The sequence below is a fragment of the Pseudomonas sp. SDT291_1_S447 genome (assembly GCF_054070155.1).
Genome location: NZ_JBSVXS010000004.1, coordinates 24,548 through 48,533, shown reverse-complemented (window position 1 = coordinate 48,533; position 23,986 = coordinate 24,548). Strand labels below are relative to the sequence as shown.

25 protein-coding genes are annotated in these 23,986 nt (G+C 57.7%); 12 read left to right on the top strand and 13 right to left on the bottom strand.

What is annotated here, in order from left to right; all coding sequences use genetic code 11:
• The first annotated feature begins 5 nt into the window (after positions 1-5).
• The 6 genes from ACW9IR_RS02705 to recX all read left to right on the top strand — a co-directional run bounded on the left by ACW9IR_RS02705 (position 6) and on the right by recX (position 3,510).
• A complete protein-coding gene (locus ACW9IR_RS02705; RefSeq protein ID WP_123452156.1) occupies positions 6-224 on the top strand; it encodes a hypothetical protein in 219 nt (72 codons plus the stop codon).
• A gap of 36 nt (positions 225-260) precedes the next feature.
• On the top strand, positions 261-827 hold the full coding sequence (locus tag ACW9IR_RS02700) for a glycoside hydrolase family 19 protein (RefSeq protein ID WP_110720177.1): 567 nt from the start codon (positions 261-263) through the stop codon (positions 825-827).
• Positions 806-1,324 carry a lysis system i-spanin subunit Rz gene (locus ACW9IR_RS02695; RefSeq protein ID WP_457461519.1) on the top strand — a complete coding sequence of 173 codons (519 nt, stop codon included), beginning with the start codon at positions 806-808 and terminating at the stop codon, positions 1,322-1,324. The genes ACW9IR_RS02700 and ACW9IR_RS02695 overlap by 22 nt, the downstream gene beginning before the upstream one ends.
• Positions 1,325-1,391: 67 nt before the next feature.
• Positions 1,392-1,892 carry a CinA family protein gene (locus ACW9IR_RS02690; protein WP_102902656.1) on the top strand — a complete coding sequence of 167 codons (501 nt, stop codon included), beginning with the start codon at positions 1,392-1,394 and terminating at the stop codon, positions 1,890-1,892.
• A gap of 83 nt (positions 1,893-1,975) precedes the next feature.
• Positions 1,976-3,031 (top strand): recombinase RecA, encoded by a 1,056-nt coding sequence (recA, locus tag ACW9IR_RS02685; RefSeq protein ID WP_007908746.1) that lies wholly within the window; start codon positions 1,976-1,978, stop codon positions 3,029-3,031.
• A gap of 8 nt (positions 3,032-3,039) precedes the next feature.
• Positions 3,040-3,510, top strand: coding sequence for a recombination regulator RecX (gene recX, locus ACW9IR_RS02680; protein WP_110720180.1), 471 nt, complete (start codon positions 3,040-3,042; stop codon positions 3,508-3,510).
• A gap of 55 nt (positions 3,511-3,565) precedes the next feature.
• Here the strand turns inward: recX and ACW9IR_RS02675 are convergent, their stop codons facing one another.
• Positions 3,566-4,684, bottom strand: coding sequence for an LOG family protein (locus ACW9IR_RS02675; protein WP_110720181.1), 1,119 nt, complete (start codon positions 4,682-4,684; stop codon positions 3,566-3,568).
• 338 nt (positions 4,685-5,022) lie between these two features.
• Between ACW9IR_RS02675 and ACW9IR_RS02670 the strand changes: the two genes are divergently transcribed.
• Complete coding sequence (locus ACW9IR_RS02670) at positions 5,023-5,217, top strand: hypothetical protein (protein ID WP_034154934.1); 195 nt, start codon at positions 5,023-5,025, stop codon at positions 5,215-5,217.
• On the opposite strand, the gene ACW9IR_RS02665 is transcribed toward ACW9IR_RS02670, so the two are convergent.
• Complete coding sequence (locus tag ACW9IR_RS02665) at positions 5,218-5,643, bottom strand: PA3611 family quorum-sensing-regulated virulence factor (RefSeq protein ID WP_008077172.1); 426 nt, start codon at positions 5,641-5,643, stop codon at positions 5,218-5,220. It lies immediately after the preceding gene.
• A gap of 189 nt (positions 5,644-5,832) precedes the next feature.
• Here ACW9IR_RS02665 and ACW9IR_RS02660 point away from each other — a divergent pair, with 189 nt between their 5' ends.
• Positions 5,833-6,579, top strand: coding sequence for a tRNA-uridine aminocarboxypropyltransferase (locus ACW9IR_RS02660; protein ID WP_457461515.1), 747 nt, complete (start codon positions 5,833-5,835; stop codon positions 6,577-6,579).
• 72 nt (positions 6,580-6,651) lie between these two features.
• Here ACW9IR_RS02660 and ACW9IR_RS02655 read toward each other — a convergent pair whose 3' ends face one another.
• Positions 6,652-6,810: a hypothetical protein gene (locus tag ACW9IR_RS02655; protein WP_176470048.1), complete on the bottom strand. Its 159-nt coding sequence runs from the start codon at positions 6,808-6,810 to the stop codon at positions 6,652-6,654.
• Between ACW9IR_RS02655 and erdR the strand changes: the two genes are divergently transcribed.
• Both erdR and ACW9IR_RS02645 read left to right on the top strand, forming a co-directional pair.
• Entirely contained in the window at positions 6,803-7,453 is a 651-nt protein-coding gene (gene erdR / locus ACW9IR_RS02650) for a response regulator transcription factor ErdR (protein ID WP_095119237.1), read from the top strand. The two genes, ACW9IR_RS02655 and erdR, sit on opposite strands and share 8 nt — an antisense overlap.
• A 74-nt stretch (positions 7,454-7,527) precedes the next feature.
• The gene (locus tag ACW9IR_RS02645) at positions 7,528-7,890 is read left to right on the top strand and encodes a diacylglycerol kinase (RefSeq protein ID WP_042557932.1); all 363 of its coding nucleotides are present in this window, start codon (positions 7,528-7,530) and stop codon (positions 7,888-7,890) included.
• Here ACW9IR_RS02645 and ACW9IR_RS02640 read toward each other — a convergent pair.
• Positions 7,887-8,813 carry a LysR family transcriptional regulator gene (locus tag ACW9IR_RS02640; protein ID WP_102902660.1) on the bottom strand — a complete coding sequence of 309 codons (927 nt, stop codon included), beginning with the start codon at positions 8,811-8,813 and terminating at the stop codon, positions 7,887-7,889. The genes ACW9IR_RS02645 and ACW9IR_RS02640 overlap by 4 nt on opposite strands.
• Positions 8,814-8,946: 133 nt before the next feature.
• Between ACW9IR_RS02640 and fpr the strand changes: the two genes are divergently transcribed.
• The gene (gene fpr / locus ACW9IR_RS02635) at positions 8,947-9,726 is read left to right on the top strand and encodes a ferredoxin-NADP reductase (RefSeq protein ID WP_007908723.1); all 780 of its coding nucleotides are present in this window, start codon (positions 8,947-8,949) and stop codon (positions 9,724-9,726) included.
• 165 nt (positions 9,727-9,891) lie between these two features.
• Here the strand turns inward: fpr and tsaA are convergent, their stop codons facing one another.
• The 6 genes from tsaA to rimO all read right to left on the bottom strand — a co-directional run bounded on the left by tsaA (position 9,892) and on the right by rimO (position 15,289).
• Positions 9,892-10,590, bottom strand: coding sequence for a tRNA (N6-threonylcarbamoyladenosine(37)-N6)-methyltransferase TrmO (gene tsaA / locus ACW9IR_RS02630; protein ID WP_457461512.1), 699 nt, complete (start codon positions 10,588-10,590; stop codon positions 9,892-9,894).
• A 183-nt stretch (positions 10,591-10,773) separates the two neighbouring features.
• Positions 10,774-11,544, bottom strand: coding sequence for an SDR family oxidoreductase (locus ACW9IR_RS02625; protein ID WP_095119234.1), 771 nt, complete (start codon positions 11,542-11,544; stop codon positions 10,774-10,776).
• Positions 11,545-11,719: 175 nt separating this feature from the next.
• The gene (locus tag ACW9IR_RS02620) at positions 11,720-12,187 is read right to left on the bottom strand and encodes a YehS family protein (RefSeq protein WP_034154940.1); all 468 of its coding nucleotides are present in this window, start codon (positions 12,185-12,187) and stop codon (positions 11,720-11,722) included.
• A gap of 72 nt (positions 12,188-12,259) precedes the next feature.
• On the bottom strand, positions 12,260-12,970 hold the full coding sequence (locus ACW9IR_RS02615) for an rRNA pseudouridine synthase (RefSeq protein WP_077571376.1): 711 nt from the start codon (positions 12,968-12,970) through the stop codon (positions 12,260-12,262).
• A gap of 186 nt (positions 12,971-13,156) precedes the next feature.
• Complete coding sequence (locus ACW9IR_RS02610; protein WP_102902662.1) at positions 13,157-13,630, bottom strand: GNAT family N-acetyltransferase; 474 nt, start codon at positions 13,628-13,630, stop codon at positions 13,157-13,159.
• Between the two features lie 321 nt (positions 13,631-13,951).
• On the bottom strand, positions 13,952-15,289 hold the full coding sequence (rimO, locus tag ACW9IR_RS02605) for a 30S ribosomal protein S12 methylthiotransferase RimO (protein ID WP_095112452.1): 1,338 nt from the start codon (positions 15,287-15,289) through the stop codon (positions 13,952-13,954).
• Positions 15,290-15,638: 349 nt separating this feature from the next.
• Between rimO and ACW9IR_RS02600 the strand changes: the two genes are divergently transcribed.
• Positions 15,639-17,480 carry a potassium transporter Kup gene (locus ACW9IR_RS02600; RefSeq protein ID WP_371857960.1) on the top strand — a complete coding sequence of 614 codons (1,842 nt, stop codon included), beginning with the start codon at positions 15,639-15,641 and terminating at the stop codon, positions 17,478-17,480.
• A 185-nt stretch (positions 17,481-17,665) separates the two neighbouring features.
• Here ACW9IR_RS02600 and ACW9IR_RS02595 read toward each other — a convergent pair whose 3' ends face one another.
• The 3 genes from ACW9IR_RS02595 to ACW9IR_RS02585 form a co-directional block, all read right to left on the bottom strand.
• The gene (locus ACW9IR_RS02595; protein WP_457461508.1) at positions 17,666-17,995 is read right to left on the bottom strand and encodes a DUF3077 domain-containing protein; all 330 of its coding nucleotides are present in this window, start codon (positions 17,993-17,995) and stop codon (positions 17,666-17,668) included.
• A gap of 426 nt (positions 17,996-18,421) precedes the next feature.
• Entirely contained in the window at positions 18,422-21,139 is a 2,718-nt protein-coding gene (locus tag ACW9IR_RS02590) for an adenosine deaminase (protein WP_457461506.1), read from the bottom strand.
• The gene (locus tag ACW9IR_RS02585; protein WP_457461504.1) at positions 21,126-23,885 is read right to left on the bottom strand and encodes a hypothetical protein; all 2,760 of its coding nucleotides are present in this window, start codon (positions 23,883-23,885) and stop codon (positions 21,126-21,128) included. The genes ACW9IR_RS02590 and ACW9IR_RS02585 overlap by 14 nt, the downstream gene beginning before the upstream one ends.
• Positions 23,886-23,986 lie beyond the last annotated feature (101 nt).

Here is a 23,986-nt window from a genome sequence, read left to right as displayed (position 1 = left end):
AATTCATGACCTATCAATTGACCGCTTGCGGTGTACTGCGCACGGAGGATTCAGCGTTCATCCCACCTGATCCAACCAATCGTGACTGGCTTGAATATCAGGAGTGGCTTTTATCGGGCGGTCAGGTGCAGTCCCCCGAGGGAACACTTGGAGAAGCCGTAGAGCAGAGCACCCTGAAAAGTCTGGCAAATAAATGGCTGGCAGGCCTTGGCCGTCAACCATGATTCAATCGGGGCAATATCCAGGGAGGATCAAGCGTTATGCAAATAACTGAAAACAACCTTATCGACATCATGCCCAACGCCCGCTCCCAAGCGGGCGTTTTTGTTTCTGCGCTCAACAGTGCCATGGCTCGCCGCCATATCGACTCGCCCAAACGCGTCGCGGCGTTCCTCGCGCAAATCGGACACGAGTCGGGTCAATTGCGTTACGTGCGCGAACTGGGCAACAACCAATACCTGAGCAAATACGACACCGGCACGCTGGCGCTGCGCCTGGGCAACACGCCCGAGGCCGATGGCGATGGACAGAAATATCGCGGTCGCGGGCTGATTCAGATCACTGGCCGCAGTAACTATCGTCAGTGCAGCCTCGGATTGTTCGGCGATGATCGTTTGCTGTCCCTGCCCGAACTGCTCGAACAGCCACAATGGGCTGCCGAGTCCGCAGCATGGTTCTGGGAACAGAACGGCTTGAACGAACTGGCTGATCGCGATCAGTTCAACACCATCACCCGCCGAATCAACGGCGGGTTGAACGGTTTGCAGGATCGCCTGGAAATCTGGGCGCGGGCGAGGGCGGTGCTATGCCAATCCCCTGGCGAGTGATCGGCATCCTGTTGCTGGCCGCTGGTGCGTTTGCAGCGGCCTGGCAGTTTCAGGAGTGGCGCTACGGTCGGCAACTGGCCGAGCAGGCCCGGTTAAACGCCGAAACCCTCAATCAACTGACGCAGACCGCCGCCACCGCGCAACAGGCCGAGCAGGATAAACGCCTGGCGCTGGAGCAACGACTCGCGGCCAGTGAACAAACCCACTATCGAGCGCTGAGCGATGCCCAACGTGATCAGGATCGCCTGCGCGATCGTCTTGCCACTGCTGATGTGCGCCTGTCAGTCCTTCTCGACGCCGGCGACCTTGCCCCAGGCTGCAACGTGCCAGCCACCGCCGGCACCGGCAGCGTGGATCATGCAACCGTACGCGCCCGACTTGACCCGGCGCATGCTCAACGAATTATCGCCATCACCGACACCGGCGATCGTGGACTGATTGCCTTGCAGGCGTGTCAGGCCTATGTCAGAGCGCTGGTGCCCGAACATTTTGAATGAGTCTGTGTATTGAAAGCGCAACCGGCTCGTGTACGGTGGAGGCATTCCACACGATCCGGAGCACGCCGTGAAAGAGATCACTCAACTGGCCGCCGACCTTGGCCGACGTCTGCAACTGCTCAATGCCCACGTCACCACCGCTGAGTCCTGTACCGGTGGCGGGATTGCCGAAGCTATCACCAGGATCCCGGGCAGTTCGGCGTGGTTCGAGGCGGGCTACGTCACGTACTCCAACCGGCAGAAAACCCAGCAACTGAATGTGCCGGCCGAGTTGTTCGAGACGGTGGGCGCGGTCAGTCGCGAAGTGGTCGAGGCGATGGTGCGTGGCGCGCAGGACAAAAGTCTGGCGAGATTTGCCGTGGCGGTCAGTGGTGTAGCGGGGCCGGACGGCGGCTCGCCGAACAAACCGGTCGGCACGGTGTGGCTGGCGTGGGGTGTTGGCGAGGTAGTGACCAGCGAGGTTCAGCACTTCCCCGGCAACCGTGATGAAGTCCGCCGACAAACGGTGAAGGCCGCGCTAGAGGGGCTCCTGCGACTAGCGGCACGAGAAATCGAAAATCAGGGGTAGGCGATCCGCGAACGCTGTGGAATAATACTGGCTACTTATACAGGTGTTGGCCGTCAGGCCTTATTGATTACGTGAGGACTTTAATGGACGACAACAAGAAGAAAGCCTTGGCTGCGGCCCTGGGTCAGATCGAACGTCAATTCGGCAAGGGTGCCGTGATGCGTATGGGCGATCAGGACCGTCAGGCGATCCCGGCTATCTCGACTGGCTCTCTGGGTCTGGACATCGCGCTCGGCATTGGCGGCCTGCCAAAAGGCCGTATCGTTGAAATCTACGGTCCTGAATCCTCCGGTAAAACCACACTGACCTTGTCCGTGATCGCCCAGGCTCAAAAAGCCGGCGCGACCTGCGCATTCGTCGACGCCGAACACGCCCTCGATCCTGAGTACGCCGGCAAACTGGGCGTCAACGTCGACGACCTGCTGGTGTCCCAGCCGGACACCGGCGAACAGGCGCTGGAAATCACCGACATGCTGGTGCGCTCCAACGCGGTTGACGTGATCATCGTCGACTCCGTGGCTGCCCTGGTACCGAAGGCTGAAATCGAAGGCGAAATGGGTGACATGCACGTGGGCCTGCAAGCCCGTCTGATGTCCCAGGCGCTGCGTAAAATCACCGGTAACATCAAGAACGCCAACTGCCTGGTAATCTTCATCAACCAGATCCGTATGAAGATCGGCGTGATGTTCGGTAGCCCGGAAACCACCACCGGTGGTAACGCGCTGAAGTTCTATGCTTCGGTTCGTCTCGACATCCGCCGTACCGGCGCGGTGAAGGAAGGCGACGAAGTGGTCGGCAGCGAAACCCGCGTCAAGGTTGTGAAGAACAAGGTGGCTTCGCCGTTCCGTCAGGCCGAGTTCCAGATTCTTTACGGCAAAGGCATCTACCTCAATGGTGAGATGATCGACTTGGGCGTGCTGCACGGTTTCGTTGAAAAATCCGGCGCCTGGTATGCCTACGAAGGCACCAAGATCGGTCAGGGCAAGGCCAACTCGGCCAAGTTCCTGGCGGACAACCCGGAAATCGCCGCGAAGCTCGAGAAACAACTGCGTGACAAGCTGCTGACGCCGGCAGTGATCGACTCCAAGGCCTCTGCAGTCAAAGAGACTGAAGACGACCTGGCCGACGCTGATATCTGATTGCAGCGATGACCACCGCCGTACTCGATACCCTCGTCGCTGTGCGGCGAACCGCCATGGACCTGCTCGCACGCCGCGAGCACGGTCGAGTCGAGCTGACGCGCAAACTGCGTCAACGCGGCGCTGAGGCGGATATGATCGAAACAGCCCTCGACCGTTTGACGGAAGAAGGGCTGCTTTCCGAAGCCCGTTACCTTGAAAGCTTTGTTTCCTACCGCGCCCGCTCCGGCTATGGCCCTCTGCGGATTCGTGAGGAACTGAGTCAGCGTGGCTTGCAACGTGCCGATATCGAACTCGCCCTGCGCGAAAGCGGTATCAGCTGGCAGGAGCAACTTCAGGAAACTTGGCGTCGCAAGTTCTCCGGGCATTTACCGATTGATGCGAAGGAACGGGCCAAACAAGGCCGATTTCTGGCGTATCGGGGGTTCTCGATGGAGATGATCAACCGCTTGTTCAGCGGTCGAGGGATGGACGATTAAGCTGCTTCAATAAAAACGGCCCGCTATGAAAATAGCGGGCCGTTTTTTTTTGCCCTCAAATTACCTTGGAGGGTTCGCGCGAACGTTGCGCTGTTTGCGGTTTTGAATGAGCCCAGTTTTCCGGCAGGTTGATGTAGTCGATCAACTCCCTCAGACGCCCATGAGTGCGGGCATTGAAGGCAAAGGCCAGTCGCACCAGATGGCTGTACTGCGCTTCATCCTGCTCCTCACCGCTGTAGGCGTGTTGATGAAACTGGTCGCTCAGGCACAGATCGGCAAAGGCCTCCTGCATATGTTCCAGCGCTTGATCGCTGAGCTTGTGATGCATACGAATCACGAATTGACGCTTGAGCCAACGGCTGGAGTGGAAGTTGCTGTAGAACTGGTTGATCTGTTCCACCGCTTCCTCAACGGTGTAAACCAGACGCATCAGCTTCATGTCAGTCGGCAGGATGTAGCGATTGCTCTCCAATTGCTGGCGGATGAAGTCCATCGCGCCTTGCCAGAACGTTCCGCCGGGTGCATCCAGCAGCACCACCGGCACCAATGGACTTTTACCGGTCTGGATCAACGTCAGTACTTCCAGAGCTTCATCCAGCGTGCCGAAACCGCCCGGGCACAAGACCAGCGCGTCTGCCTCTTTGACGAAGAACAGCTTACGCGTGAAGAAGAAGTGGAATGGCAGCAGATTACCGGTGCCATCGACAGTGGGGTTGGCATGCTGCTCGAAGGGCAGGGTAATGTTGAAACCGAGGCTGTGATCGCGGCCGGCACCTTCATGTGCGGCAGCCATGATGCCGCCCCCGGCGCCAGTGATGACCATCATCCCCGAGCGGGTCAACGCCGCGCCGAGTTCACGGGCCATCGCATACAGCGGATGTTCGACGGGTGTGCGCGCCGAGCCGAACACAGTAACTTTGCGTCGGCCCTTGAATTGTTCCAGCACCCGGAACGCCTGCTCCAGTTCGCGCAGGGCCTGCAGGGTGATCTTGGCGTTCCAGCGGTTGTGGTCTTCCTGAGCCATGCGCAGCACGGTCAGGATCATGTCGCGGTAGATGGGGATATTCGGGCTGTTGGGGGAAACACGGTTGAGTTGTTCTTCGACCTTACTGATGAGGTCGGGGCCGCTTTCCTGAAAATGACGACTCAAGAGGTCATTCGGTTGGTAAGGCATTCAACGTCTCCTTCTGCACAGAGCGGGTGGCCCTGACGAGCGGCGTCAGTGCCGCGCTGCAAAAAACACACGATCGGCAGTTCCTTTCCTGCCGTTGAAAAATGATCGGGAATACTCTGAATCTAGACCCTTGCGCGCAATCGCGCTGACTTGATCATTGCGCCGCAACGTTTTGCCTGGCAACCGTTTATTGATTGTTCGCCGGTTCCTTCACCGCTCGTCCGAACCTGCGCCGAGCGGCGATCCCTCTGATTAACTAACTTACAGGCGTCGTACGACAGCTTTGCGTCACGGTGCACGCGATTCAAGGATTTGCGGGTGGCAAGGAGGCGGGACACATGGCCAGAGTGATTCTGGAGATCGATACGCAGCTGTATCGAATGTTGAAGGCATCAGCCGAGACCAATCACCTCAGTCTCGAAGAAGAGTGCTGCCGGCGCTTGGCCGGCGGCGAGCGCCGTTCGCACTATTTACAGGCCTTGCTGGCCGAATTGCGCGCCGAGGATGAACAGCGGCGCGCCAATTCGCGATGATTACTTCTTCTTCGCCGGACCGGCTTTCGGGCAATCCGATTCCTGGTAGCTGGCGGAGCCGATTGCTTTGTTGGTTTTCACTTCCGTGAAGTCGTAACGCATGATCGCGCCCTTGGCCATCAGCTTGCGAAACGACGGGTTGTTGCACACCGAGGCGCCCAGCTGGAAATACACGGCTTTAGGGTCAGCGCGCATTTTGTCGGCGTGGCTCTTCTGCACGCTCAGGTGGTTGATCAACTGCGTGCCTTCAACGGTAAAGCCCTGATCAAGAATGTCTTCGCTAATGGCGCGGGGCGTGCCGACGCTGCTCTGGGCGGCGACGTTGCGCAGCTCGCGGTTCAGATTCTGCTCACTCAGGGAGGCAGCCTGAGCGGTGAAGGACGACGCCAGCAGAATGGCAGCGGTGGGAACGATAAGGCGCAGCATGAAACTCTCCTGGTTCAGTGACTGGTGGTTCGACCAGCCACGTGACTGTGCGTTCAGTGGCGGCGAATTATAGGGGAGCCGGTCGGGAGGGTACAGGCTTGTGCCCGTCGCTCTGGTAAACTGCCGGCCTTTATTGCCCTGCCGAGTGTTGTTCGTGTCGAGTTTTCCTGCTTTTCGGCGTTATCCGCGATGAACCATGCCTCCAACGCCGTCGCTCGTCTGCGTGACCAGCGTGAAGATGAAGGCATCAAGCCGATTCAGGCCCGTGGCTTTCGCTCCGAGCGTTGCCGCGACTGTCGGGTGATCATCAGCCATTGCCTGTGCGCCTGGCGGCCGAGTGTCGAAACGCGTTCGGGCGTGTGCTTGATCATGACCGGCAAGGAAGTGTTCAAACCGAGCAACACCGGTTGGCTGATTGCCGACGTGGTGCGCGATAACCACGCGTTCATCTGGTCGCGCACTGAGCCCGATCCACAGATGCTGGCGCTGCTCAACGATCCGCAGTGGCAGCCGTATCTGGTGTTTCCCGGCGAATACGTCGAACCGTCGCGTGTAACAAACTCTGTCGCGATCGATAGCAGCAAGCGCCCGCTGTTCATTCTGCTCGATGCGACCTGGACCGAAGCGCGGAAGATTTTCCGCAAGAGCCCGTATTTCGATCGCTTGCCGATCTTGAGCCTGCTGCCCGACAAACTTTCGCGCTACCGCTTGCGCCGCTCGACCCGCAGCGAGCACCTGTGCACCGCCGAAGTCGCGGCGTTGTGCCTGGAACTGGCCGGTGACAGCGACGCGGCTTCTGCGCTGGACGCCTATTTCGACGTGTTCAGCCAGCATTACCTCGGCGCCAAACAACAGTTGGACATGAATGAATCGACGCCGGCCCACGCTGAGTTGCTGCCCTATATACGAAAGCCGCAGCCAGAGTTGGCGCAATAGTGGCCCATACTGTACAAGCCAGCGGCCGCGCTGCTTGACCACCCCCTCTTCGCTGGGCATGCTTGGCGCCGTTTAGGGGGCGGCCAAGGTTTGAAACGCCGTGTTTGCTGTTGATTGGCGTTGAACGTGCCCCTGTGGATATCGCTTGAAAGCGGCATCTTGAGTTGCTTTGGCCAGACCGGAATGCGCCGCGTCTGCCATCAAAAACAGGATCATTTGAAAAATGGCCACATACGACATCCTGATTGCCGATGATCACCCTCTGTTTCGAAGCGCCCTGCATCAGGCGGTGACGCTGGGCCTTGGCCCGGATGTGCGGCTGGTGGAAGTGGCGAGCATCGCCGAACTGGAAGCGCGCCTGACCGAAAAAGCCGACTGGGACCTGGTCCTGCTGGACCTGAACATGCCCGGCGCTTTCGGGTTTTCCGGGTTGGTCATGCTACGCGGCCAGTACCCGCAGATTCCGGTGGTGATGGTTTCGGCCCAGGAAGAAGCGTCGGTGATGGTCAAATCCCGTGAGTTTGGCGCCAGTGGCTTTATTCCCAAGTCCAGCGACCTCAGCGTGATTCAGGAAGCGGTGCGCAAAGTGCTCGATGGCGACGTGTTCTGGCCACCGCAGGCGTTCGAAGCGGTGAGCGTTTCCGACGAAGCCAAAGCCGCCAGCGATGGTCTGGCCAGCCTGACCCCGCAGCAGTTCCGTGTGTTGACCATGGTCTGCGAAGGTTTGCTGAACAAGCAGATTGCCTATGAGTTGAGTGTGTCGGAAGCGACCATCAAGGCCCACGTCACGGCGATCTTTCGCAAGCTGAATGTGCGCACCCGCACGCAAGCGGCTTTACTGCTGCAACAACTTGAGTCAATTCCGAGCCAATAATGGCTGGCGTCTTCACGCTTTTTTGACTTTTGTTGATCTAGCTTTCCCACTCCTTTTTGGTTGGTTTCTACTTTATGTCACCTTTCAAGGGCCAGACCGGCCTGAAACGCATCCTCAATGCCTCCGGTTACTCGCTGGACGGCCTGCGCGCAGCCTTCACGGGCGAAGCGGCGTTCCGCCAATTGGTACTGCTCAATGTGGTGCTGGTTCCGCTGACGTTCTTCCTGAATGTCAGCCGTGTGGAACAGGCCTTGCTGATTGCCGTGTGCCTGTTGGCGCTGATCGTCGAGTTGCTGAATTCGGCGGTGGAAGCGGCCATCGACCGCATCTCGCTGGAACTGCACCCGCTGTCGAAGAACGCCAAGGACATGGGCAGCGCCGCGCAATTCGTGGCTCTGAGCATGATCGCGCTGGTGTGGGCAGTGATTCTGCTTTAAGCGATTGTCGGCAAAACGATCTCGTCGCTGCGCTGCACCCCGGCGGTGAAAGCGCGGCACAGCTCGAGAAACTCGCGCATGGCCGAAGTCTGGTATTTCTGCTTGTGCCAGATGAAGTAGAACTGCCGCGCCAGGTCCAGATCCGGCGTCTCCACCGGCACCAGACTGCCGCGTCGGAACGCATCACGCAGCGCCAGCCGTGAGATGCAGCCAATCCCCAGCCCCGATTCCACCGCGCGTTTGATCGCTTCGGTGTGCTCAAGCTCCAGACGGATATTCAGCGAGCTGCGATGGTGCCGCATGGCCTGATCGAAGGTCAGCCGCGTGCCGGAACCCTGTTCGCGCAGAATCCACGCTTCGTGAGTCAGCTCTTCCATGCTTGCACTGCCGCGTCGGGCCAACGGATGCTGCGGCGCGCAGAACACCACCAGCTCATCCTCGACCCAGCTCTGCACTTCGATGTCCGGGTGGCTGCAATCACCTTCGATTAGACCCAGATCAATTTCGTAGTGGGCGACTTGCTGCACGATATTGGCAGTGTTCTGCACGTGCAGCTTCACCTGACTTTCCGGGTGGCGCTGCATGAAACTGCCGATAAGCAAGGTCGCCAGGTAATTGCCGATGGTCAGCGTCGCGCCCACCGACAGTGAGCCGAAACCGGATTTGCCGTTGAGCAGGTCTTCGATTTCCTTGGCCTGATCAAGCAGCGCCACCGCCTGCGGCAACAGCTGTTTGCCGAGGGCGTTGAGGCTCAGCCGTTTGCCGGCGCGATCGAACAGCTGGCAGCTGGACTGGCGCTCGAGTTCGGTGATCGAGGTGCTGGCGGCCGACTGCGAGAGGTTGAGCAGACCCGCAGCACGGGATACGCTTTCCTGCTGGGCGACGGCGACGAAGACTTGCAGTTGACGGAGAGTAAATCGCATATCGATATAACCGATAACCCTTATCTTAATAATCCAGTTAACAGATATTGTCGTCGCTATTAGAATGCGATGCAATTGCGCACCGTCGCCTTCAAAAGCCAGCGCAGACCCAATCTCCAGGAGTCAAACGTACATGAGCAACATGAACCACGAGCGTGTCCTCAGTGTTCATCACTGGAACGACACTCTGTTCAGCTTCAAGTGCACCCGCGATCCGGGCCTGCGCTTCGAGAACGGTCAGTTCGTGATGATCGGCCTGCAACAGCCCAACGGCCGCCCGCTTATGCGCGCTTACTCGATCGCCAGCCCGAACTGGGAAGAGCATCTGGAGTTCTTCAGCATCAAGGTGCAGGACGGCCCGCTGACCTCGCAACTGCAGCACTTGAAGGAAGGCGACGAGATCATCATCTCGAAGAAGCCTACCGGTACTCTGGTTCTCGATGACTTGAACCCGGGCAAGCATTTGTACCTGCTGAGCACCGGTACTGGCTTGGCGCCGTTCATGAGCGTGATCCAGGACCCGGAAACCTACGAGCGCTTTGAAAAAGTGATCCTGGTGCACGGCGTGCGCTACGTCAACGAAGTCGCCTACCGCGAATTCATCACCGAGCACCTGCCGCAGAACGAGTTCTTCGGCGAAGCGCTGCGTGACAAGCTGATCTACTACCCGACCGTGACTCGCGAGCCTTTCGAGAATCAGGGCCGCCTGACCGATCTGATGCGCAGCGGCAAGCTGTTCAGCGATATCGGCCTGCCACCGATCAACCCGCAGGACGACCGCGCGATGATCTGCGGCAGCCCGAGCATGCTCGACGAGACCAGCGAAGTGCTTGATAGCTTCGGTCTGAAGATCTCGGCGCGGATGCGCGAGCCGGGTGATTACCTGATCGAGCGTGCGTTCGTCGAGAAGTAAGCCCCACTGAAGAAGCCCCCATTGCCTGAATTGGCAATGGGGGCTTTTTTATGCCCGCGACATTCACCTGTAGGAGCTGCCGAAGGCTGCGATCTTTTGATCTTGCTTTTGAAGAGCAAAATCAAAAGATCGCAGCCTGCGGCAGCTCCTACATTGGGCGCGGTTTCAGATCATGGCTGGAATGACTTCCAGCACGCGAATCTGCTCAGGCGTCGGATAATGCCAGCGCACGTCCAGATCCCAGAATTGCGCGCCGTACTCGCGTTCCGGCGCCGGAGTTTGATACGCCGGACGCGGATCCTGGGCCAGACACTGTTCAATCAGCTCAACCAGCGGCTCATCAAGGCGCTGAGCGTGTGTGTGCGCTTGTTGCAGCGCCGAGTCCGTCCACTGCACGTCAATCAGCTGCGGCGCAGCGCTGGCGATGCTGTTGGAGGCTTCGGGAATGATGTCCGCGTAAGGCACGTAGGGTTTGATGTCGAGAACCGGTGTGCCGTCGAGCAAGTCGATCCCGGAGATAAACAACCGGTTGGCTTCGACTTTGTCCAGTTTCACCACGGATTGGCCGATGCCGTTTGGCCGGTGAGTGGCGCGGGTGGCGAACACGCCCATGGACGTGTTGCCACCCAGCCGTGGTGGACGCACCTTCAGGCGCGGTTTGTCTTCCAGTGCCTGATGGAACAGGAACAGCAGCCAGACATGGCTGACCTGTTCCAGACCCTGCACCGCGTCGCCCTGATCAAACGGCGCCACCAGTTCCAGCACACCACGGGCGGCGGGGGCCAGTTGTGGCTGGCGCGGGATGGCGAATTTTTCCTTGAAGCAGGAGCGCACGAAGCCGATGGGGGAGACGCTGTAAGTCATGGTTTGCATTCGAAGCGGGGGCGGGTGGGCATGATAACCCGGCAGACCCTATGGCTGGTGGAGACTGGGCTGACGCCATCGCGAGCAGGCTCACTCCTACAGGGTCATGGGTGTACACAAAATCTGTGTTCGCTGAAAATCCCTGTAGGAGTGAGCCTGCTCGCGATAGCTTCACCGCCGATGTCAGAGGCTAAACCCACCATCCAGCGGAATAATATTCCCGGTCATATAAGCCCCGGCGGTGCTGGCAAGACTGATCGCCAACGCCGCCATCTCCTCCTCGCGTCCCCAGCGCTTCATCGGGATCAGCGCCGTATCCTCAGCCAACGCCTTCTCATCATTACCAATATGCTGCGTCATCTTGCTCGGAAACCGCCCCGGCGCGATCACGTTGACGTTGATGTGCTGGCTCACCAACTCCCGCGCGAGAATCCGCGATAACTGATGCAGGGCCGCTTTACTCGGCCCATAGGCATACGCCTGCTCGCCGAAGGAAGAAATCCCCGCCACCGAACCGATATTGATAATCCGCGCCGGATTCGCCGCCGAGCCGGCCTTGCGCAACAACGGCAGAAACTGCTGGATGCAGGTGAACACCGACGTTACGTTGAGCTGCATGACCTTCTCCCAGCCTTTGACCGGGTAACTCTCCAGCGGCGCGCCCCAGGTGGTGCCGGCGTTGTTCACCAGAATATCCAGATGCGTGATCTGCTCGCCCAGGCGCGCGGCCAGTTCCTGCACGCCTTCTTCCGTCGCCAGATTCGCCGCCACGCCGTGGCACTTGCCCAAGGCGCTGAGCTCTTCAGCCGTTTGATGGCAGGCCTCGGCGTCGCGCGAGCAGACGTAAACGCGCGCGCCAGCCTCGACAAAGGCCTTGGCGATCATTTTGCCGATACCACGGGTGCCGCCGGTCACCAGAGCGGTGCGGCCTTGCAGGGAGAAATACGGGTGCATGGCGAGTCCTGAGTGCTAGGGATCAGTACACCCTAGTCGTCAGCCGCAGAAAGCGAAGCCACTATTTTCGAAAGGAATGGTGGGCCATGCGGCCAGCTTCGAGTGGCAAGCTGCAAGCTACAAGTTAACGCGGTGTGGCAACTTGTAGCTTGTAGCTTGTAGCTTGAGGCTGCTTTTAAGCTCTCACGCGCAGCGTGAGCCCCTTGAGGAAGTTGCGCAGCAACTGGTCGCCACACGGGCGGTAGTTGGTGTGGCCGACCTTGCGGAACAGCGCGCTCAGCTCAGGCTTGGACACCGGGAACTCGGCCGCCTTGAGGATTGCGTGCATATCGTCTTCTTTCAGTTCGAAAGCGACGCGCAGCTTTTTCAGGATGATGTTGTTGGTCACCGGCACTTCGATCGGCTGCGGCGGACGGCTTTCGTCCTTGCCACGTTTGAAGATCACCAGACCGTCGAGGAAGTGCGCGATGACTTCGTCCGGGCAGCGTACGAAACCTTCTTCGTCTTCTTCTTTCTTGTCGAGCCAGGTCACTACGTCGGCGAGCGCTACTTCCATGCCGCCGAGCTTGATGATCTCGACAACCTTTTTGTCGCTGATGTCGAGCATGTAGCGCACGCTGCGCAATACGTCGTTATGAATCATGTGAGTAATCCTGATAAGCGTTGTGGGCAGCACGCGGGCGCGCTGCCGGAATGTGTGGCGGCAGTGGAAGCCTTAGAACTTCTCTTTGCCGGACAGGTAGCGCCATTGGCCGACCGGGACCTTGCCGATCGAGACGCCGCCGATGCGGATGCGGCGGATGCCGATGACCTTCAGGCCGACCGCTTCGCAGAACTGGGCGATGATCCCCGGCTGCGGGTTCTTCATGGCGAAGCGCAGACGGTTTTCGTTCTGCCAGCTGGCCTTGACCGGCGGCAGCTCCTTGCCCTTGTGCGTCAAGCCGTGCTGCAAACGGTTGAGGCCGTGGGCGACCATGTCACCTTCGACTTCTACGATGTATTCCTGCTCGATCTTGGCGGCGTCGGCGGTGAGCTTGCGGAGGATTTTCCAGTCCTGAGTGAACACCAGCAGGCCGCTAGCCTTGGCTTGCAGGTCGGCGCTGGCGGTCAGGCGCAGGAAGTGCCCGCGTAGAGGGCGCTTGCTGAAGCGGTGCTCTTCGCTGAGGGTTTCGGCGCTCAGCGACTGCATGGCAGTTTCGACGTCCATGCCGGCCGGCGCGTTGAGCAGGATGGTCACCGGTTCCGGCGCGGTGGCCTTGGCGTCCTTGTCGAGCTCGACCTTCTGGTCGCCGACCTTGAATTGCGGCTCGTCAATCACTTCGCCGTCCACGGTGACCCAGCCGCCCTCAATGAACAGCTCGGCCTCCCGGCGGGAGCAACCGACCAGTTCGATGAGGCGTTTGGAGAGGCGAATCGGGTCAGTCATGACAGGGCCGTAACAAAAAAGGGGTGGGCATTGTACCTGTGTGGCGCCGGTTAAGCCCGGTTCCATTTCGGTAATGCTTTTTGTAGGAGTGAGCCTGCTCGCGATAGCCATCTGACATTCGACATTGATGGTGGCTGATCTGGCGCTATCGCGAGCAGGCTCACTCCTACATTGGGTTGGGTTGTGTCAGCCGTTACTGGAGCGCTGCTGGTTCTGGCGCAAGCGCATATGCAGCAACGGATACGGCTGGCCCATGCCATCCACCTCCGAGCGGCCGATCACCTCGAAACCCTGCTTGAAGTAGAACCCCAGCGCTTGCGGGTTTTGTTCGTTGACGTCCAGCTCATCGGCATTCAGATGCTGCATGGCATAGTTGAGCAGTTTCTTGCCCAAGCCCTGGCCACGATGATCGGGATCGATGAACAGCATTTCGATCTTGCCCGCCGCGACTCCGGCAAACCCGGTGATGCGCTGGTTGGCGTCCTTGGTGCAGATCAGCATCACCGCATCGAGATAGCGGTTGAGCACCAGATTGCGCAGCAGCTCGATATAGCTGTCCGGCAGAAAATCATGGGTTGCGCGAACCGAGGCCTCCCAGACCCGGGTCAGTTCCTGATAATCGCTGAGTTTCGGTGTGTGGATGACCGAATGGTGACGCATGCCCGTCTGCCTCTTGTCCGTTTCAAGGGAGTCCGTCCCCCGCTAAACGATAGCCGTAAAAAAGCCCCGCATCTTGTAAAAAGAGTGGGGCTTTTTGTAATTGTTGCGGTGTCTGGCTGGATATTTCTGTCGCCAGCAAGATCTCTCCCCCTCACCCCAACCCTCTCCCCCAAGGGGGCGAGGGGGAAGGGAGCTGAACTTCGTGCTTTTCAAACCTGAGTTCGACCGGATAGCTCAGGTCGATGTACCTCGAAAGAACAACACGGTCAGCTCCCTCTCCCTCTGGGAGAGGGCTGGGGTGAGGGGCTTTTGATCTTCAGATCAGATCTGCTCCGCCCACAGATCATATTCGTCAGCGTCAGTCACCTTGCACCAGACCTTGTCACCCGGCTTCAAATTGCTGCCGTTATCAATAAACACGTTGCCATCGATTTCCGGGGCATCGAAGAAGCAGCGGCCAACCGCGCCTTGCTCGTCGACTTCGTCCACCAATACTTCGATTTCACGGCCGATGCGCATTTGCAGGCGCGCCGAGCTGATCGCTTGCTGGTGCGCCATGAAGCGATCCCAGCGATCCTGCTTAACCTCGTCCGGAACAATCTCCAGATCCAGATCATTCGCCGGCGCGCCATCCACCGGCGAGTACTGGAAGCAGCCAACGCGGTCGAGTTGCGCTTCGGTCAGCCAGTTCAGCAGGTACTGGAAGTCTTCTTCGGTTTCGCCGGGGAAGCCGACGATGAAGGTCGAACGGATGATCAGATCCGGGCAGATTTCGCGCCAGTTCTTGATCCGCGCCAGGGTCTTGTCTTCGAACGCCGGGCGTTTCATCGACTTCAACACTTTCGGGCTGGCGTGCTGGAACGGGATGTCCAGGTACGGCAGGATCTTGCCGGCGGCCATCAACGGGATCAGCTCGTCAACGTGCGGGTATGGGTAAACGTAGTGCAGACGTACCCAGACGCCGAGGGTGCTCAGCGCTTCGCAGAGTTCGGTCATGCGGGTTTTCACCGGTGCGCCGTTCCAGAAACCGGTGCGGTATTTCACGTCGACGCCGTAAGCGCTGGTGTCTTGCGAAATCACCAGCAACTCTTTAACGCCGGATTTGACCAGACGCTGAGCTTCGTCGAGCACATCACCGACCGGACGGCTGACCAGTTTGCCGCGCATCGACGGGATGATGCAGAACGAGCAGCTGTGGTTGCAGCCTTCGGAAATCTTCAGGTAGGCGTAGTGGCGCGGGGTCAGCTTGATGCCTTGCGGCGGCACCAGGTCGATCAGCGGGTTGTGATCCTTACGCGGTGGCACCACTTCGTGCACGGCGTTGACCACTTGCTCGTACTGCTGCGGACCGGTCACGGCCAGCACGCTCGGGTGTACGTTGCGGATATTGCCTTCTTCCACGCCCATGCAACCGGTGACGATCACCTTGCCGTTTTCCTTGATCGCTTCGCCGATCACTTCCAGCGACTCAGCCTTGGCCGAATCGATGAAACCGCAGGTGTTGACGACTACAACGTCGGCGTCCTGATAGGTAGACACCACGTCATAGCCTTCCATGCGCAGCTGGGTCAGGATGCGCTCGGAGTCGACCAGTGCTTTCGGGCAACCCAGAGATACAAAGCCAACCTTTGGATTGGCCGGCGCAGGAGTGGTGGACATGTCTAACCTCGGTATTTTGTGACATCGCTTTCTTGGTGCGAAAGCCGACGGACGGGCGCTTAGGGCGCGCCTCTGATCAAAAAGTGCGCAATTCTAGCGGCGGGCAACGCACTTGACCAGCTTTATGCAGGGAAATACGACGAGTGCTGCGCTATGCTTCGCGCCGTTGAGCTTTACCAATTTTTTACAGTCAACAAAACGTCTGTAACAACAGGTAAAACAGCGCATGCTGCACCACAAAGCATAGTGCTTCATTCAAGAAGCCGGTTCTGAGAAGTAGGAGTGTTGGATGGGTCAGGCAAGTAGTCATGCGGCAGGCGCCGAGGGTTCGGCCTCCAAACCGCTGAGCATGCTGGTCGCGGCGGTCGGGGTGGTTTACGGCGACATCGGCACGAGCCCGCTGTACACCCTCAAAGAAGTGTTTTCCGGCGCTTACGGCGTATCGGTCAATCACGATGGCGTGCTGGGCATTCTGTCGTTGATCTTCTGGTCGCTGATCTGGGTCGTGTCGATCAAATACATGATGTTCGTGCTGCGCGCCGACAACCAGGGCGAGGGCGGCATCATGGCGCTCACCGCGCTGGCGCGGCGGGCGGCGGGGCATCGCAAGAAACTGCGTTCGTTGCTGGTGGTGTGCGGGCTGATCGGCGCGGCGCTGTTTTATGGCGACAGCATGATCACCCCGGCGATTTCCGTACTGTCGGCGATTGAAGGTCTGGGGCTGGCATTCGATGGTATCGACCATTGGGTGGTGCCGTTGTCGCTGGTGGTGCTGGTGGCGCTGTTTCTGATTCAGAAACACGGTACGGCGCGGATTGGCATTCTGTTCGGGCCGATCATGGTCACCTGGTTCCTCGTCCTCGGCGCCCTCGGTGTGTATGGCATCAGTCACGCGCCAGAAGTGCTGCATGCGATGAACCCGATCTGGGCGGTGAATTTCTTCGTCGTTCATCCGGGCATGGGCGTGGCGATCCTCGGCGCCGTGGTGCTGGCGCTGACCGGTGCCGAAGCGCTGTACGCCGACATGGGCCACTTTGGTCGCAAGCCGATTGCCCGGGCGTGGTTCATCCTGGTGTTGCCGGCGCTGGTGCTCAACTACTTCGGTCAGGGCGCCTTGCTGCTGGAAAACCCGGAAGCAGCGCGTAACCCGTTCTATCTGCTGGCACCGAGCTGGGCGCTGATTCCACTGGTCGGTCTGTCGACGCTGGCCACGGTGATCGCTTCACAAGCGGTGATTTCCGGCGCGTTCTCCCTGACCCGTCAGGCGATTCAGCTCGGTTACATCCCGCGCATGTACATCCAGCACACCTCCAGCGACGAGCAGGGCCAGATTTATATTGGCGCGGTGAACTGGGCGCTGATGGTCGGCGTGGTCCTGTTGGTGCTCGGTTTCGAGTCCTCCGGCGCACTGGCCTCGGCCTACGGCGTGGCGGTGACCGGCACCATGCTGATGACCACCATTCTGGTGTCGGCAGTGATGCTGCTGCTGTGGAAATGGCCACCGATCCTCGCGGTGCCGGTGCTGATCGGCTTCCTGCTGGTGGACGGCCTGTACTTCGCCGCCAACGTGCCGAAGATCGTTCAGGGCGGCGCATTCCCGGTGATTGCCGGTATTGCGCTGTTTGTGCTGATGACCACCTGGAAACGCGGTAAGCAGTTGCTCGTCGATCGCCTTGACGAAGGCGCGCTACCGCTGCCGATCTTTATCAGCAGCATCCGCGTGCAGCCACCGCATCGCGTGCAGGGCACCGCCGTGTTCCTCACTGCGCGCTCCGACGCCGTGCCGCATGCGCTGTTGCACAACCTGCTGCATAACCAGGTGTTGCATGAGCAAGTGGTGTTGCTGACGGTGGTCTACGAAGACATCCCGCGCGTACCGCCATCGCGGCGTTTCGAAGTGGAAGCGCACGGGGAGGGCTTCTTCCGGGTGATCCTGCACTTCGGTTTCACCGACGAGCCGGACGTGCCGCAGGCGCTGAAGCTGTGTCATCTGGATGATCTGGACTTCAGCCCGATGCGCACGACGTACTTCCTCAGCCGTGAAACGGTGATTGCCTCGAAACTTGAGGGGATGGCGCGTTGGCGTGAAGCGCTGTTTGCGTTCATGTTGAAGAATGCCAATGGGAACTTGAGGTTCTTTAATTTGCCGTTGAACCGGGTGATTGAGTTGGGTACGCAGGTGGAGATGTAAGCCTCGCCTCAACTGAAAAGCCCCCGTCAGCCTTGTGGTTGGCGGGGGCTTTTTTGTGCCTGCACATAAGCTTCCAATCCACTGCAAATCCCCTGTGGGAGCTAGCCTGCTAGCGATGGCTGAGTGTCAGACAGCACATCTTTACCAGATCCACCGCAATCGCTAGCAGACTAGCTCCCACAGGGTTAAGTGGTGCGTTCAGGCAGATCGGTTTCAGACTCGGTCTTCGTCCGCGCAGGTCGTGGCATCAGTGTCTGTATCACATCATCAAGCAAAGCCTTGCCCATCACCGTCAGGTAATGCGCAGCCCAGGCATGACGGTCGGTGTCTTTGATGAAGGCGGCGTCTTCTGCGAAGGATTTGGCGAGGGATAGCAGGTCGGAGGATTGGGACAAGGCATCAATGATCGGGATGCCGGCTCGGACGTTGAAGAACGCTTGATCCGAGTTGTAGAGGAAAGGGGTGAAGCCGATGGTTTTAGCGTTTGCTAGTCCGTGCAGATCAGTTTCGGTCATCGTGTTACTCCTTGGTTCGAAGTGCCGCGACTTTCGTTACCACGCGAAAGGGAGGCAACTGTACGCAGGGTGGTAAACCGGGAACCAAGGAAACCGGCACGCCCGAAAGCGTCCCACGCACAGCCGCCATAACTTGATGGACGTACCATTGCGCTGGTTTCTCCGGGTTACCACACCCGATCGCTGAATGGGTCAGCGACGTCCGGAGAGTATCCCGTCAAAAAACAGCGCAATAGAGCGGCACAGCGCCCAGATACGAGTTTCAGAGTTTGCCTACAAGGTCTGTGGGCGTCATCTGATATTGCGAGACGAGAAGTAAACAAAATTACACGTCATCTACAAAGTGAACTCATGAAGTATGTCTTGAATTTTTTCAGGTGCCGGTTAGGAACTGTCTCTCAGACTCAACTGGTGCAGCGCTTTTTCTCAGAAGCGATATTGTTTGGCATCCAAGCACATCCTGCGAAGTAATTCGTTGGCGCTTGACGGCGACATAACATGGGAGTGCAGCATTCGCGAAAGATGGGCGTACTCCAGCCGCAATCCAGTCGCGAAAATTCCTGGATCATCCGATCCGATGACCACACTGACAGGGCCGTCTACAGGATGCTTGCCAAGTCCCAGCCAGTTTCGGGAGTGGTGATCGTTGTAGGACTGGTGAATGCTGATTCGCAGGTTGCTGCTAGGTAGCGTTTCAATAGCAATCGAGCGTTCGCGCAGCAAGCGCAGCACCGCGTTCTGAATGGTGCGGATGACTTTGGGGCGCAACACATCGTTCTCCCGTGAAACGACCTCATCGTCGCGTGCGGCCTTCAGCTCTTCAATGCTCGCGCCGATGCCGTGTCGGCGCAGGAAGTGCGTGAGCGCGTTGGCGTTCCGTTGACGGGCGTTGGCAAAGCAGCGGGCTTCGAACCGGCGATTGGGATCCACATCGTCCACGCTCACGTTCTGTGCCAGAGGATCAAGGGAGCGCAGTTTCCAAGACTCAGCGAGAAGATCTGGAGTGATGTGGGGATCGTTCCAGATCTTCATCGACAGCCGCTCGATCTCCGCTTCAATCAACAGCAGGCTGTCAATGTGGGTACGCGTCGACAAAAGCATTTCTCTGGCGAATACCAAATCGTCCAGCCGCTCTTCGGCTGGTATCACCACATACCCACTGACTGCTTGCCACCACGTTTTCGGATCCAGTCCCGATGCGGTGCCGTGACCGATCCTGCAACCCGCATCGAAGTCGAGAAAGATCACTGCCTCGTGGATCGCCCGTATCCCGGAGACAATGTGTCCGAAGTCTTCGCCAGCATGATAGGTAAAGCGGCGAACCCCTGCTTGGCGCATGCGTCGGAACACCGGGGCGAAAACTTCGGGGCCAGCGTGGCGTTCATTGCTGGCGGCATCGATGCCGCGAATCAGAGTTTCCAGCCCGTGTGTGCGCTGGATAAGCGCCACGAGTGCTCGCGCACGCTGATCGGATTCGCGGCGCACTTTCGCATCCCGGCAAATCGCGCGCAATTTCTCTCCGGTAAAAAAGCTTTCGCGCTCCTTCTTATCGGTCTGCTTGACGAAGTGCGGCACCAGTCCCAATCGCAAGCGCCGCGAGGAATACGGGATATAGCTATGGCCGAGTTGCTCTCGCAAGTTTCCAGGCCATTGGTCATCCCCGGTTTCCAGCCGCCGGACACGGCTTAACAGATCCGACAGAGAGCGATACTCGCGTGCTTCGCGCATCAACCCGGTCGGTCGCGCCACACCTTCGCCGAGAAACTCCAGATAGCCGCGCAAGATCAATCCGAGCAATTTCGCGGTGTCATCAGGCGTCATTTTCGGGGTGAAACGGCCCTCCAGAAAATCAACACCTTTTTGATGTCCGCGCTCTATCTGACGGAACCGTTCGGCGTAGTCCTTTTCTGTTGCCTCACGCAATTCGTTAAGAGTGATGCTCTGAAACTGGTCGAAGCCTTTCTGATCCACTTGCTGGATCAATAGCCGACAGAACTGCGCGCGCAGCAGTGCGTAGTGCCAGAGGAGCAGGCCGCAGGATTGATCCATGCGGTTCTCATCGAAGCCTTTGAACAGCGCCACAAGTTGCCAGGCTTCCTTGACTACTTTCGGTGTTTGAGAAGACAGACGCCGCAAACAGTGTTCCTGGGCGCGTCGATAGGCCGCGACCGGCGGCTCGCCAAACGTCGGTCCAACTTTCCCGGCAGCGTGGTTCAATAGGTGTGCCTTCAGTGCGGCGGCGCTTGTGACCCGCAGCATCAGACGCTCCGGAGAAAGATCCGGATCCTCCTGTTGCAACAGGCGTTTCACACCGTTACCGATTGGAATCCTGATGCCGATGTCTTGTTTGAGAGTCTTTGCCGTAAGGCCACCTACCACCTGTTCCGGTCGTTCCAACGCATCGAACCAGACCTTTTCGGCCTCGGTGGTGCCGTTGAGGTGCAGATGGGTTTCGTCCAGCCCTTCGGTCCGGCACAGGTGATCGAGAAACGGATCATCATCCACCGGGAGAGTGGAATCGCACTGCCATGCATGGATTCGGGCGATAGCACGCTGCAACTCATCAGCTGAAAGCGTGGCGCCGGATAAATCCAGGCGCTGAGCCATCCAAGCCGACGTTATTAGCAGTGGCGGAACTACCAGCACCAGATCCTGCCAAGGCTCAAGCAATCTTGCCCGGACCCGAATCGAACGGTCGTTGCCTTCGCACAAGAATATTTCGCCGAGACAGGCCAACAACTCCGGCAGACTGCCATTTAGATCATCGTCTGTGACTTTCTGCGGCTTTTGCACCCGCCCCAGGCGCAGGCTGCCCGGATGCTGATCGGACGCAACGGTGCGGCCATTGATCCGCTTCACAATCCGAGCGATCCGGTTCTCGACCGCCTCATCAGTCAGCGCAGGATGCAGTCGGCGCATTTCCAAAAAACGTCCCGTGCTGTGGGCGTCGTTCAGGGCTGACTGTTGCTCCGGAGTGAAAGGTCCGAGCGCACCAATCTTGGCGGACGCAGACTTCGCCAAGAGTTCGAAGGTGCGCAGCAAGTCGAGATTGCCTAGCACGCACTTGGCATAGTCCACCAGCTCTCGGGCTTCGAACAGCTCATTGGCGAGGGGCGAAAAGAGCTCGGATTTATTTCGTGACATTGCGTGGCACGACGTTGAGGACATCGTAGAAGCCATCCATTAAAACGGATCGTTGGTTGTCAGACTGAATGACGGCGCCGATCTTGATTCGGATTTTGGGTGGGGTCAGCCATTTTTTGAAGTTCGGAGCAATGTCGAAGTTTTCTGTAATCTGTTTTTTGCTCCAGCTCTTCAGTGCTTCAAGTACGGCGTCTTTTAACAAGCTAGGGGATACTCCATTTTTGTTCTCATCATCGTTAGGGTTGAGGAAGATCCAGACCAGCGGGCAAGAAAGAAGGATGGCTGACAGAGTGTGGAGTGATGCATCCGTTTTACTGCTACCTGTACGCCCAAGTGCTTCGCGGAGCGGTTTGTCGGAAATTTTTGGGCTTTCCTTACGCCCGGGTAGACCCGACGTAATCACGAGGATGCCGTGCAAGATGTTGGTGATCTGCCGATGCAGAATCTGCCCGCTTTTCCAAGACGATGTCACCTTGTCATCCAAGTCCATAAGATCATCATGGATGCGTGAAGCAATGCGCCCCAACATTGACGGAGAAATATCAGCGTCTAAGTGAGCGCTGCGGGCAAAAATGTGCCATTCCTTGAGGTTTTTTACAAAAGTGCCGAACTGACTATCATCTTGGGCATACGTTGATTGTTCGTCTTCCGTTGACTCTTCCTCGCTCTGCTCGTCGTCTGCCTCGACTGACAGGTTCAGGTAGTTTTGTGTCTTTTCACGCTTGAATGGGGGAATGGTGGCGGAAACGGCATATGAGGTCAGGTCGCTGATATCATTAGACATCAGCAGGTCGCCTATAACGGCGAATAGTGAAAGTGCTGAGAGTGAACGAAATACTTCCCCGCGCTCACTGAAGCGCTTGTAGACGATGAGACTCAAAATCTCACTGAATTTTTCAGTACGATTATCTTGTAGGTCATCGATCGAAAACCAACCTACGCCCTGTCGAACTTGCAGTTTCACGGCGTCCGTAAACGAAAAGCTGTTGAGCCATTGCAGTGTTGGCACGTCGCGTTTTTTTTCTGCAATTTCGCCCCTCAATTCTATCACTGTCAGCTTTTCGCCTTCCTCACTTGCGAGGCCATAAATTCGCTGCAAATTGTCGTTCCACGCAGATCTTTGTGTTAGGCCAACTGAACCAAACGAGCTTGCGGGAAGTTTTCCAATTTCTTGCCGTCGAGATCTGTCTATGTTGCCGATGCGCGCTGCTATTTCTGAAAGTGACGGAGTGGATTGCGTCCACAAAAAGCGAAAGATGGAAGTCCGAATATCTTTATCGACGTTTTCCGAACGACGCATCATCGTCATGGGCAGCGCGAGGGCAAACAGGGCCCTTAGTGCTCCCCCGTTGAGGGTTTCAAGACCCTGGGCAAGTGCCAATGCAAGACAATGCAGCACGACTGCTCTGACTGGATCAATCGGGACGCCGAACTGTAGTAGATCGGGTGCGTCATCCTGATTTGAGAGCCACTCGAAAGCCGATCTCAACGCGTAATCGAAATTGCCTCTTTCGATGAGATCGGTGGGGACTTGGCTGGCTCTTAGTCGAGTTTCGAATACCTTAACAATCATCTGGCGGCTGGATTTTTGATCGTCCTGATTGAGTGCCTGCAGATAACCTATTACTAGGCGCAAGTGCTCCATGGATACGAAGTCGAAGAACGACTGCGACTGACCATCTCTTTCGAGGAGCAACTCCCGTATCCGCTCGGTTGCCCACAAAGGTAGATCCTGCCCGCTCTCCTCACTCAGGCTTGTCTTAACAGTTACTCCAGATCTCTGCATGATGCCACCCAGAGGCAACATCGGAATTCGGTTCTGTGGGGGGACGATTTTCAGAAGGTACTGTTCTTCCAGTTCGAGCACAGCATGGCCGAGATTGTGTTTGTCATCTCCGATAATGTCAGGGTCGTACTTCAGGACTTGACCGCCGAACGTGCGGTAAATATTGCGTCGTAACAGTCGGCCATACAGATCCAGATCACCGGAAAGCAGCAGAACAAGGCGGGGGGAGGTGAGGTATTTGCGGATGGTCTCAAGGATCGTGTGACCATGGTTGAAATTGGTGTCAACGTCATCAAAGGCAAGGACGAATGCTTTTTTCTGATTGAGCATGCTCAATGCAGTTTCCAGATAAACGCCAAACTTGAGCTCGAACGATCGACCCTTTTTGGCTTTGTGTAAGCCGCGGCTCATGACCCAACTTGCATCTTCCCACTCGTTACCGTACGCCGTATTTGGTCCGATTCCATCCAATAGACCTAGGCCTTCAGCCAGAGCTTGCCGTGCTTTTTCCATCTTGCCACTGTCGTCGGCCACATGTGAAATAGCTGCTTCGATCATCGACAAAATGACGATGATGATGTTTTCTTTGGTTTCGATGAGCGTCGGGTCAATCATCGGCAATACGTGAAGCTTATGGGCTATTTCCCCGATCTCATTCTCTTCCGGTCGATTGAGTTTTTTCGGCAAACTGAGTCGGTGTAATGCGTTAAGAAGAAACGTAGTTTTGCCGCTGCCACGTCCACCCTGTATGAGCATGGCATTGTGGATACGTGTGTAGTTCAGAGAGGTTTCTTTGATCTCTGCGTAACTGTTTTCGCTGTTGTCAGAAATACTGTTTACTTGCTCGACGATAAGAGCATCGAGCCGCTTGAGTGCGTCCCGCTGCAGTATGTCACTACTTTCGTCAAACTTTCCTGTCGCGCTACTTGCGAGGTTGATGACTAGTGGCGGCTGGCTCATCGTCGGTTTCCCTTCCTGAAAAATGTAGGTAGTTTACTTGGAAGGAGTCGTGATGGCGAGGTAGTGGCCATGCCGTCGTGTCTTAATTAGGATCAACTGCT

Coding starts and splice junctions, on each gene's coding strand:
- ACW9IR_RS02670 (WP_034154934.1), top strand. CDS start 5,023: ATGGCCAGAGTGATTCTGGAGATCGATACGCAGCTGTATCGAATGTTG.
- ACW9IR_RS02615 (WP_077571376.1), bottom strand. CDS start 12,970: ATGACTGACCCGATTCGCCTCTCCAAACGCCTCATCGAACTGGTCGGT.
- ACW9IR_RS02585 (WP_457461504.1), bottom strand. CDS start 23,885: ATGAGCCAGCCGCCACTAGTCATCAACCTCGCAAGTAGCGCGACAGGA.
- ACW9IR_RS02620 (WP_034154940.1), bottom strand. CDS start 12,187: ATGATTCATAACGACGTATTGCGCAGCGTGCGCTACATGCTCGACATC.
- ACW9IR_RS02645 (WP_042557932.1), top strand. CDS start 7,528: ATGTCACCTTTCAAGGGCCAGACCGGCCTGAAACGCATCCTCAATGCC.
- ACW9IR_RS02665 (WP_008077172.1), bottom strand. CDS start 5,643: ATGCTGCGCCTTATCGTTCCCACCGCTGCCATTCTGCTGGCGTCGTCC.
- erdR (WP_095119237.1), top strand. CDS start 6,803: ATGGCCACATACGACATCCTGATTGCCGATGATCACCCTCTGTTTCGA.
- ACW9IR_RS02640 (WP_102902660.1), bottom strand. CDS start 8,813: ATGCGATTTACTCTCCGTCAACTGCAAGTCTTCGTCGCCGTCGCCCAG.
- ACW9IR_RS02705 (WP_123452156.1), top strand. CDS start 6: ATGACCTATCAATTGACCGCTTGCGGTGTACTGCGCACGGAGGATTCA.
- ACW9IR_RS02610 (WP_102902662.1), bottom strand. CDS start 13,630: ATGCGTCACCATTCGGTCATCCACACACCGAAACTCAGCGATTATCAG.
- ACW9IR_RS02625 (WP_095119234.1), bottom strand. CDS start 11,544: ATGCACCCGTATTTCTCCCTGCAAGGCCGCACCGCTCTGGTGACCGGC.
- ACW9IR_RS02600 (WP_371857960.1), top strand. CDS start 15,639: ATGCTGGTCGCGGCGGTCGGGGTGGTTTACGGCGACATCGGCACGAGC.
- ACW9IR_RS02660 (WP_457461515.1), top strand. CDS start 5,833: ATGAACCATGCCTCCAACGCCGTCGCTCGTCTGCGTGACCAGCGTGAA.
- ACW9IR_RS02695 (WP_457461519.1), top strand. CDS start 806: ATGCCAATCCCCTGGCGAGTGATCGGCATCCTGTTGCTGGCCGCTGGT.
- fpr (WP_007908723.1), top strand. CDS start 8,947: ATGAGCAACATGAACCACGAGCGTGTCCTCAGTGTTCATCACTGGAAC.
- tsaA (WP_457461512.1), bottom strand. CDS start 10,590: ATGACTTACAGCGTCTCCCCCATCGGCTTCGTGCGCTCCTGCTTCAAG.
- ACW9IR_RS02675 (WP_110720181.1), bottom strand. CDS start 4,684: ATGCCTTACCAACCGAATGACCTCTTGAGTCGTCATTTTCAGGAAAGC.
- ACW9IR_RS02700 (WP_110720177.1), top strand. CDS start 261: ATGCAAATAACTGAAAACAACCTTATCGACATCATGCCCAACGCCCGC.
- recX (WP_110720180.1), top strand. CDS start 3,040: ATGACCACCGCCGTACTCGATACCCTCGTCGCTGTGCGGCGAACCGCC.
- ACW9IR_RS02595 (WP_457461508.1), bottom strand. CDS start 17,995: ATGACCGAAACTGATCTGCACGGACTAGCAAACGCTAAAACCATCGGC.
- ACW9IR_RS02590 (WP_457461506.1), bottom strand. CDS start 21,139: ATGTCACGAAATAAATCCGAGCTCTTTTCGCCCCTCGCCAATGAGCTG.
- rimO (WP_095112452.1), bottom strand. CDS start 15,289: ATGTCCACCACTCCTGCGCCGGCCAATCCAAAGGTTGGCTTTGTATCT.
- recA (WP_007908746.1), top strand. CDS start 1,976: ATGGACGACAACAAGAAGAAAGCCTTGGCTGCGGCCCTGGGTCAGATC.